The following is an 8,676-nucleotide window of genomic DNA, read 5'->3' as shown; positions in this document are numbered from 1 at the left end:
CACCGTCGAAGGCGCGAACGCGAGCGCCAATCTCTATACGCTCGTCGAGACCTGCAAGGCAAACAGCATCGATCCCTACCGGTACCTCACCTGGCTGTTCCAACACCTGCCTCTGGCGAAAACCGTCGACGACTACGACGCGTTGCTTCCCTGGAAAATGCCGGCGGACCTCCGCTGACCCGCATCACTATCACACCTCACGCGCTCCGCTACCATACTCTGAAGGGCGTCGTTCGTGGATCGCATACATTCAATTTGCACTAGCGTACCGATAAAGTCATAATCACGACCGCGACGATGGCGTCAATTCTGACGGGCAGACCGAACTTCGAAGTGCCTGGGAAATAAACCAGGGAAGTTCCAGGATCGCATGGACGGTAAACCCCACAGGAGGAATAGACATGGTTACCTTGGACGCAATCAACTCGAAAATTGCAAAACTCCAGAAGCAGGCAGCGGCGATTGCCGAAAAGCAGTCGTCGGTGGGCCTGACCAAAATCCGTGATCTGATGCAAAAGCACGGACTGACTGTTGCTGACATTGAAGGCTTTGTTGCTAAACGGCGCGGTCGCAAGCTTGGGGTTGCGCAAGCGAAAGCGGCAGCAAAAACCCCGCGTGCGGCCGTGCATCACGTTGCGCCGAAATATGCGGATCCGAAAACGGGCGCGACGTGGTCGGGCCGTGGCCTGGCACCGCTCTGGATTCGCGATGTCAAGAATCGCGCGAAATTCCTGATTGATGCGGGTGCGACGGCAAAGGATGCCGGCGCAAAGGCAGTTCCCGCGAAGAAGGCTGCCGCGAAACGTGTCGCGGCTAAAAAGGCGGTGAAGACGACGGTTGCCACGAAAAAGGCTGGAGGGGGTGCGGCTGCTCCGGCAAAAGGTGTGCGTGGACGCAAGGCCGCTGCGCCCGCGAAAAACGCTTCGGCACCGCGCAAGGTTGCTGCCAAAAAGGCACCGGCCGCCGTTGAGGCTGCCGTCACGCCTGAAGTCGCAGCAGCGTAACGGGGCGATACAGTCGTAGCTGGCGCACCGACATGCTGGCCACGCTGCATTGGCGGCCCGCTACGACTGATCACTCAGGACCCTTTGCGCGTCGCCTTCGTCTGGGCGACGCCACGTATGTACATGAGGAAGCACGGACGCAGACCCTGCGCATTGAACCCCATGGCCCACCGTTTCGAGATTGTTTCTCTGGCGTTGCCGGCTGACTGTCTACAGGAGTCCGTTCCTTCGGCGGTCGGTCGGCTGATCTCGCTCGCGTGGCCGGGCATGAGCCGCGCGCAGCTCGTGGACCGTGCCCGTCGGCTCGGCATGCGTGCTTCGCTGCGGGTGCAGCATGGCATCGGACCGGACGGGCTGACGCAGTTCAGGCTTACGCTCAGCGGATGAGCGTTTCGAACTCATCGCTCACGTGCGCCGTGTTATTCGCCGACGCACGGGCGCACGACGCCAGAAACCTTCACTGCCGCCGGTTAGCGACGCCAGGCAGCAAAGCCTTTTCTGAGTTTTCTCGAGGCTGCGCAACAACGCCGGTCGTCAGGCAGACGTCACTGCGGAGAAGCAGTCCGCTAGAGAATCCTGAGATTGCGAATCTTTCCAATTCTCGGTGAGCGTTCGACGATCAGGCTGGCGATGAACTCCGGCAACAGGGCGCGCGGCACGTTCGCGGAAATATCGGTCACGAGTTGCGACGGTACCTGAACAATGAATTCTTCCGGTGCAGACGCCAGGCTATGTTCATAAGCGACGCGAATTTCCATGTTGTTTGCTTCTGGGGACGTGGTTGCCAGCCGCACATTTATCGCGCGCAGGACTATGCAGGGTTGTGGACGCAGTGTAGCGCGGGATACACCTGTCTTCGTTGCGTTGAGCGTTACGGAATTGTCTGTTGTGAGCGCTTGCGCGCTTTCGCAGGCAATGGCGGGCTGTACCGCTCGCGATCCACATTATTTTGAGACGCACGCGCCAGGGTTTGGTCTCCATCTATGGGGGGGTTACCATCGAGCTGGCGAGAACCAACCGTCTGACATTTGCGCGCGCCCTTCTCACATCCGTGCGTCTTCATTCACCGGCGAGCTTTAGCGCACGTCGCGCTGACGGATCCGTGATTCCGGCGCATGACGGATAGTGAGACTACCGTGCAACGTGGAGTTGACCGTCGTTGGTGCGCGTGTCTCGCGCGGCGAGATCAACAAGTTTTTTCAAGATGATCACTCGCCCGGACAACGATCTCCATCCGGGTCACGCAGAGCTGGTGGTCGTATTCGTTGATCACGGTCGTGAGTCCCGCGATCAACGATTCGGGCACATGCCATACTCCGGTGCGATCGGCATCGCTGAGTAACTCTCCGAGGTCACGCTCAACGCGTTCGATCTCCGCGATATCGAGCTGCCCATGTCCCGCGCGGGCAATGAAGCTCGTAATGATAGCCACCTGGGAGACAAGATTGATCAGGGAGCGGTCTGCTTCGCCATTGCGCAGACGCTCAAGTGCGATCCGTGCACGCAGCGCAAGATCTGAGGCTTCGTGGCGGGGCATGGGGAGAAAGAGCGACTTTGCGTGCGTACCGGTAGCTGGCCGACGCGTGGATCGAGAGTGCTTGTTGTTGGGCATGTCCGGTAGGCGGTTGATCTGGATTTGACACGTCATATTGAGATCTTCACCCCGGGATCAAGAGCGACCACCAGATTAAAGTTTGCATGTCGTGGTGGGCCCTGGCCATAGAAGGCGCCCTGTGTACCGGTTCCGGCGGTCCTCCATCGCTGCCATGACCTCGCTGGACGTTGCGCAGCCGTCGAACTCATGGGAACCGGCGACCGGAAGACTGTGTGCCGCGCGACGAAGCTTCCTGATCAGGTGGTACTCCCGGATAAGCAGTGCTGGGAGTCATGAGCACGTGATGCAGCTAACCGTCAATCGACATTGCTAGCCACCAACGCCTGTCGGCGGCAAAAAAAGATGTGCAGCAAGAGACTGGCGGGCAATCTGGCCAGCATGCGCGCGTTCTATCTCGCCTCTCCTGAGGGAGAGATTATCCAGACACTGTCTGCAAAATCGACGGCACCTGAAAACGTCCAGACACCATCGGGAAAATCCCCGCCGACAGACAGGCGAGTGGGTCGCGCGGTGTGCTGGAGCAGTAGGAAACGGAGCCAGGGGCATATCTCGCTCTGCTGCCGGAGGGTCTCGCCGCGCAGGCGCAGGAACGGCCAATGCTCGCATCCAGCAACGTCACGGAGCAAGTGAAAAAGCACTCAATTCGGAAGTACGGGTCAGCAGCGCCTGGTGATCGAGATACAGCACGTAATCCGACTTGATGACCTTTTTAACGCTTGGCGCATACCAGTAGGTTTCGGTGAACGGCGCATCGTACAAGCGATCAAGCCGCTTGGCATTCACCCCGTGGCTGACTATCTTGTAGGCGTCAAATGAACCAGCGGGTACCTGTACCCGTTCGAATGCAACAATCTCATCCTGGCCGCTGACGTCAATGGTTCCGACCGTGAAACGCCGGACATGATGAAAGTCCCAGCTCTTTCCCACAGTCATTGGGAAACTCAGGGTTCCATTGCTTGGCTCATACGTTGTTCCGTTGCCGTCCCGCGTCAGGTTTCCCTGATTGTCGTAGTGGTTTTCCTTTGGGGGGCCGCCGTTCCACGAGGACGACATCGTCGTCTGCGTCTCTGTTACCGCTACTACCGTCATAACAAGAGGGGTCCCGGGCCTGGAGTCGGTTCGCCCCCATATAAAGGTCCACGTATCACCGACCTTGTAGCTTGGCGCGTCAGCAGTGGGTGTGCCGGGTTTACTTGCTGGCTCCTGCGCCGCGGGGGGATTTGTCAGGCAGCCGAACAACAGTGCGGCATAGGACGAGTGCCTCGCGAGCAATGACAGGTATGGCGTCGCGCTGTGGATTTTCATGAGTAAGCTCCCGACCGCGATGAAACCGGAAGACCTGGCGTCGTGAGTTGGAGATTCTTTTCATTATTGCTCATTGTTGCTTGCGCGGACGAAGTGTTGCTAGCGGCGAGCCCCGCTGCCGCGGGGGCAGCTAGCAATCGCCCAGAATCGAAGCGAGCTAAGATCGCCATCAGCGTGCCCGGAGAGGGGAATGAATCGTGGCGACATTCAAGGAATTGAAGGCGCAAATGGCCGCGCTCGAGGCGCAGGCCGCGGCGGCGCGGGCGGCGGAGTTTGAGGCGGTACTCGCGGATATCCGCGCCAAGGTTGTCGACTACGGGTTTACGGAACGGGACATCTTCGGACGCAGGCGAGGCGCACGCACGAAGTCCAGCACAGGCGTCGTGCCACCCAAATACCGTGACCCGAAGACGGGGGCGACCTGGTCGGGTAGGGGGCGAGCGCCAAACTGGATAAAGGACGCAAAGAACCGCGACCGCTTTCTCATATCGCGCTGAATGCCAGCCCGCGCCACCCATGTCCACCCGCTAAAGTTTGTGAGCCGGCTGCCGAAAATGCGTGCATGACGCATGAGCCACCGAAATTTCCATGGAACGATCCTGTCTGGGCTGAAGCGCGGGATCCGCGCGATCAGACGGGCACAGGGCAAGAGGAATCCTGAAGATTGCTTGCCGGGCAGCCCGGAATGTCTCGCGATCATGGAAGAGTTCGCGCGCGATGTCGGGCGTGTGCTTGCGCTCGACATCAACGACCTTGAAAGGAACGATGACAGCAATCTCCACGGCGCGGGTACGACCGGGTAGCCGTACCGCGCGAGGCAGTGTCATTCCCCGAGCGCTCCATTGATTTGTTCGCTCTATGCATTGTTGTCGAGTTCTGCCCTGGAGAGAGTTCGCGAAGCAGGAAGTTGTCCAGCGCAGACCGGCGTGGTCGCAGCCTCGCCCTGCCGGCACCTTGCGCTTTCCGGCGCAAGCCCCAGCGTCGCTTCCCCGTCTGCGCAGAAGCGAGGCAGCCTGAATCCTTTGACCGCTCTTTCTTCGGTGCCGGGCGAACGAGCGCCTCGCTTCGGCTCGATCTGTCAAGACAGGCGCCGCCCGGCTGAAGCGTTTGTGGCAAAAATACACACCGCCTTTTTCCCGTCAAATATGCCGGCGAACGATTGCTTATACTCTGTGCACCTCTTTCTCCGAGGCGCTCAGTATGCTGCAGGAATGGCTTGAATATCTCCCGCGACCTGGCTGGAACACTCCGATTACTTTGGCGCTAACGTCGGCGACGGTCGGCTCTGTCGTAACGCTTGCATGGATCACCGCGCGGGATGGCCGGGAGCGCAGGCGTCACCAGCGTGACACATCGTTGGAGCTGGCGCTATCGCTGGAAAGCTACGCTCGGACCTGTCGGACGATGATGCATAAGGCCGCATGGGCGGCATCGGAGCCAGTCGGCACTATGAGCCGCGAAGCCAGCAAGGGCGTGTCCATTCCCGCGTTTGCCTACCCGGACAAGTTGCGGTGGGATGTCCTGAGCCGCAGAGTGATCTCCGAACTGCGCGAGTACCCGGCAACGGCGCACGCCGCTCGGGAGTATGTGGAAGCATTCCGCGAATTCGGTGAGCCGGTCGATCTTTGCGGTCAGGTTGAATACGAATGTGCGAAAGCTGCGATGGCAGCGTTAGCGCTGGCTCGGACCACGCGCCGGCGGTATGGAGCCGCGACGTGGAAGCCGGGTGCCAAGGATTCAGCCATGGAGCGCGAACTGTCCGACTTCGTCGCAAACGCTGAAGAAAAGCGCAAGGAATCGCTCGAGCGTCGGACGGGGCGAACAGTTGGTGGGCGATCTGACGTACAGCCATTCAAACACCCGCTAGGCGCCTGAAACCTGGGCGAGACAAACGGACTCGGTCTGTCAGGCGCCGCGACCCTGAGCGCAGGCAGATATACCGCACGCAATGGCGGGTCAGTCGGACTTCAGCCGTTTGGCATCACGGCGCCTGTCCCACCCATTGACCCCGGCCACTTCCGTGCCCAGGGACGATCTACGGACGCTTATCCATAAGGTTACTCTCCCGTTTATGTCCCGGGATTGCCCGAAGCACCGACGCGCACGCAAACCCCATCAGGAGCACGACGAACGGCGGCGCAAGGACAAGAACTGCGTCGCGCCCTGCGGTTTCGTATAACGTCCTGGAGTCTTCCTCGGCAAACTTTCGGTGAAGTTTGTCCGCGATTTCCTTCGCACTGACGCTCCGGGGCACACCCTCAATCCGCGCACCATCCCCGGGGGTAATCGTCAGCGAGCCATCGTTGGCGGGCTGGATTGTGATGTCCACGCGTGGGTCCTGAACGGGAGGCGTGGCGGGGCACTTCCGGCGGAGCCAAGGCTTGTCAGTGTCAGTGGCATCGTCATGGCCGAGGCAGTCGAGCTGATTCTGGACGTTCCTCTGAATCTCAGTCGCGCTGGGTGTTAGCGGGACATCAGCGAAGTAATGAGGGACCACGACCGACCAAAGCGTGCCAACGATCCAGAGCAGCGTGGCTACCGCCCAAAGACGCAGCAGTCCGCGCTTCCAGTGGAGTTCTTTAAGCATGGTCCGTCCTCGCGTGTCCTTGCGTTTCGACGCTGGCACTGCTCGCGCAAGATGTTGCTACTGATGCACGAATGAACCCGTTGCCGACGTGCCCATAACCGGGTCTGCGAACTCGCAAACGCCGCTCATGCTCGATGAGGCTCACACCCTGCCGGTTCACATGAATCTCGGCATCCAGACTAAAACAGGATCGGCGACAACATCCCGGAGACTCCAGCGGGCAAGCGCTACTCCAGTACGTTCGCAGCTCCAGCAGATTGGCGCTTTCGAAGGAGGTGTATCGGTATATCGGCCGTTGACCCGCCGGGCACAGGTATTGGTCGTCTTTTGCAATGTATATGAAGTCGGCCCGGTCGAATCGTCCGTCAGCCTTCGCACCTGATGTCTGTGTTTTCGGCACCAGCGCTGCAATACCAGCGTCGTCGCAGGCTTTGATCTCCGTGGCATTGAAGTATCCGCGATCGGCCAGTGCCCTGATCCTCTTCCTGCCGATGGCGTCGCGAGCGGCCGTGGCCATCGGGCTTAGCTGCGCGCGGTCGCTTCCGGCGTTCGTCACTTCATGGGTCACAATGAGGCGATGCTTCGTGTCGACGGCCGCCTGAACGTTGTAGCCCACTACGCCCGTGCCCTTGGCCTGGGACATCATCGAGCGCGAGTCGGGATCAGTCAGCGAGACCTGTTTGCCCGGTAAATCATTCAATAGTTCTGCGGCACGATCCAGATCGCGCATCTGTTCACGCAGCGTCTCGATCTTTTCCCGAAGCCGATCGGTTTTCGCTTCCACCTCGGCGTTGCGTGCGATCAGCGGTCTCCAGCGCATCCAGATAGCGCTGGATGCTTTGCTCGATCTGTTCCCGACGCTTCGCGATCTTGTTGGGCGTGAAGTTGTTGTCGCGGCTGTTGACCGCCTTGAACTTGCTGCCGTCGATGGCAACGACTGCTTGCGTGAAGAGCTTAGCCTACTTCTGGATCTTGGTTTCGCTGACGGTGTTCTTTCTCTCGATTGCGGCGGTCCACAAGTCGCGCAAGGCCATTCTTAGCGGCAATGGAATGGAGAAAAAGCTTGCAGAAAAATATCCGTCAGTGTTCGCCGCCAAGCCGTTCGAAGCAATCGATTTCATCAATCCGGTTCAACTCACATCGAACGCTTTTAATCAGGCAAGCGTACAGAAGTTCCAGGTCTTGATGTTTTCGTTTGTGGTCGGCAGTCTTGTGCTATCGCTGGTGTTGAGAACAGGTGCATTGACTGATCTATCTGTGACCGTTGTCGCTTTGCTTGGCATTTCGGGCATCGGTGCAGCGGTGTCACAGGTGACATATACCTCCAAGACGCGGCTGAGCTTCGACAACTGGGCATGGCTGCAGAGCAACAACGTAATAAAAAAGCAGCAGGTGAGAGGACCCGAATGGAAGGACCTCGTGCTAACCAATCGTGAGTTCGATGTCTACAAACTGCAGACCATCGTGTTTAGCGTTGCGGTGGCGGTTGCGCTGGTTCTTGATGGCGCATCTTATCTCGCGACGTTCGAAGTGCCGGAGACCATGCTCCAGGTACTCGGATTGTCACAGGTGGTCTTCGTCGGCGGTATTCTGGTGCGGCCGCCCGCCACCGAGGATCTGGACAAGGCGCTCTTCAAATTGCGGAACGCCGCGGCCAACTACTCCGAAGCGTACGCGCGCGGGACCGACGTCGACGCGACGGGCAAGCTGCTCGAAGAGAAGCCGGCGGGAACACTCGTCGCGAACAATGCGAAGCGGCAATACGATGATCTCGTTCGTTCCGCCGTCCCGATGATCGAGTCAACGCTCGAAATCGAGGTGGATGAGACCGCGTTGTATGACGCTCCACTGTTGGATGAAGAGAAACGGCTAGCGTTGCCTTAGCTCAAGCATGCCGTCCACGTGGCGCGTCGTCGCCAGGGTCTGTCATAGATTTTGTGTTCAAGGCATAACATGTAGCTCAAGGAGCATGTATGCCACGCAAACCCAAGACAACTACCGAAGCGCAGACAGCGTTACCGTCCATTCCGAAGGAGCTGATCGACCAGTTCGTGAAGGGACCCATGACCGCCGAAGCGGTGCACGCCGCTTCAGCCGCGTTCAAGAAGGCGCTGATCGAGCGGGCGCTGGGTGCCGAACTTGGACACCATCTGGGTTATCCGGCG

At 59.3% G+C, this 8,676-nt stretch carries 10 protein-coding genes and 2 pseudogenes; 6 read left to right on the top strand and 6 right to left on the bottom strand.

Annotated elements, in window-relative coordinates:
* The 3 genes from M3I54_RS42690 to M3I54_RS42680 all read left to right on the top strand — a co-directional run.
* Positions 1-178: transposase domain-containing protein (locus tag M3I54_RS42690; RefSeq protein WP_254343812.1), on the top strand; the 178-nt coding region annotated here is incomplete at its 5' end.
* Between the two features lie 223 nt (positions 179-401).
* Positions 402-1,004, top strand: a complete 603-nt coding sequence (locus M3I54_RS42685) for an H-NS histone family protein (protein ID WP_254346299.1) — start codon at positions 402-404, stop codon at positions 1,002-1,004.
* A 162-nt stretch (positions 1,005-1,166) separates the two neighbouring features.
* The gene (locus tag M3I54_RS42680) at positions 1,167-1,391 is read left to right on the top strand and encodes a hypothetical protein (protein ID WP_254346296.1); all 225 of its coding nucleotides are present in this window, start codon (positions 1,167-1,169) and stop codon (positions 1,389-1,391) included.
* 179 nt (positions 1,392-1,570) lie between these two features.
* Here M3I54_RS42680 and M3I54_RS42675 read toward each other — a convergent pair whose 3' ends face one another.
* The 3 genes from M3I54_RS42675 to M3I54_RS42665 all read right to left on the bottom strand — a co-directional run bounded on the left by M3I54_RS42675 (position 1,571) and on the right by M3I54_RS42665 (position 3,924).
* On the bottom strand, positions 1,571-1,762 hold the full coding sequence (locus tag M3I54_RS42675) for a hypothetical protein (RefSeq protein ID WP_254346294.1): 192 nt from the start codon (positions 1,760-1,762) through the stop codon (positions 1,571-1,573).
* 428 nt (positions 1,763-2,190) lie between these two features.
* A complete protein-coding gene (locus M3I54_RS42670) occupies positions 2,191-2,541 on the bottom strand; it encodes a hypothetical protein (RefSeq protein WP_254346292.1) in 351 nt (116 codons plus the stop codon).
* 693 nt (positions 2,542-3,234) lie between these two features.
* Positions 3,235-3,924: a hypothetical protein gene (locus tag M3I54_RS42665; RefSeq protein WP_254346290.1), complete on the bottom strand. Its 690-nt coding sequence runs from the start codon at positions 3,922-3,924 to the stop codon at positions 3,235-3,237.
* 197 nt (positions 3,925-4,121) lie between these two features.
* On the opposite strand from M3I54_RS42665, the gene M3I54_RS42660 reads away from it, so the two are divergent.
* Positions 4,122-4,421, top strand: coding sequence for an H-NS histone family protein (locus M3I54_RS42660; protein ID WP_254346288.1), 300 nt, complete (start codon positions 4,122-4,124; stop codon positions 4,419-4,421).
* Between the two features lie 30 nt (positions 4,422-4,451).
* Here the strand turns inward: M3I54_RS42660 and M3I54_RS42655 are convergent, their stop codons facing one another.
* Positions 4,452-4,751, bottom strand: coding sequence for a hypothetical protein (locus M3I54_RS42655; protein ID WP_254346283.1), 300 nt, complete (start codon positions 4,749-4,751; stop codon positions 4,452-4,454).
* Positions 4,752-5,373: 622 nt separating this feature from the next.
* Between M3I54_RS42655 and M3I54_RS42650 the strand changes: the two genes are divergently transcribed.
* Entirely contained in the window at positions 5,374-5,799 is a 426-nt protein-coding gene (locus tag M3I54_RS42650; RefSeq protein WP_254346281.1) for a hypothetical protein, read from the top strand.
* A 160-nt stretch (positions 5,800-5,959) separates the two neighbouring features.
* On the opposite strand, the gene M3I54_RS42645 is transcribed toward M3I54_RS42650, so the two are convergent.
* Positions 5,960-6,511 carry a hypothetical protein gene (locus M3I54_RS42645; RefSeq protein WP_254346279.1) on the bottom strand — a complete coding sequence of 184 codons (552 nt, stop codon included), beginning with the start codon at positions 6,509-6,511 and terminating at the stop codon, positions 5,960-5,962.
* A gap of 217 nt (positions 6,512-6,728) precedes the next feature.
* Positions 6,729-7,467 (bottom strand): annotated as a pseudogene (locus M3I54_RS42640) (transposase); the annotation flags it as partial.
* A gap of 1,017 nt (positions 7,468-8,484) precedes the next feature.
* Between M3I54_RS42640 and M3I54_RS42635 the strand changes: the two are divergent.
* A pseudogene (locus M3I54_RS42635) lies at positions 8,485-8,676 on the top strand (IS256 family transposase); the annotation flags it as partial.

This window comes from Paraburkholderia sp. CNPSo 3274, from assembly GCF_024206475.1.
GTDB lineage: Bacteria > Pseudomonadota > Gammaproteobacteria > Burkholderiales > Burkholderiaceae > Paraburkholderia.
Note: the sequence above shows the minus strand (reverse complement) of the source record. Positions and strands in the feature narration are given on the sequence as shown.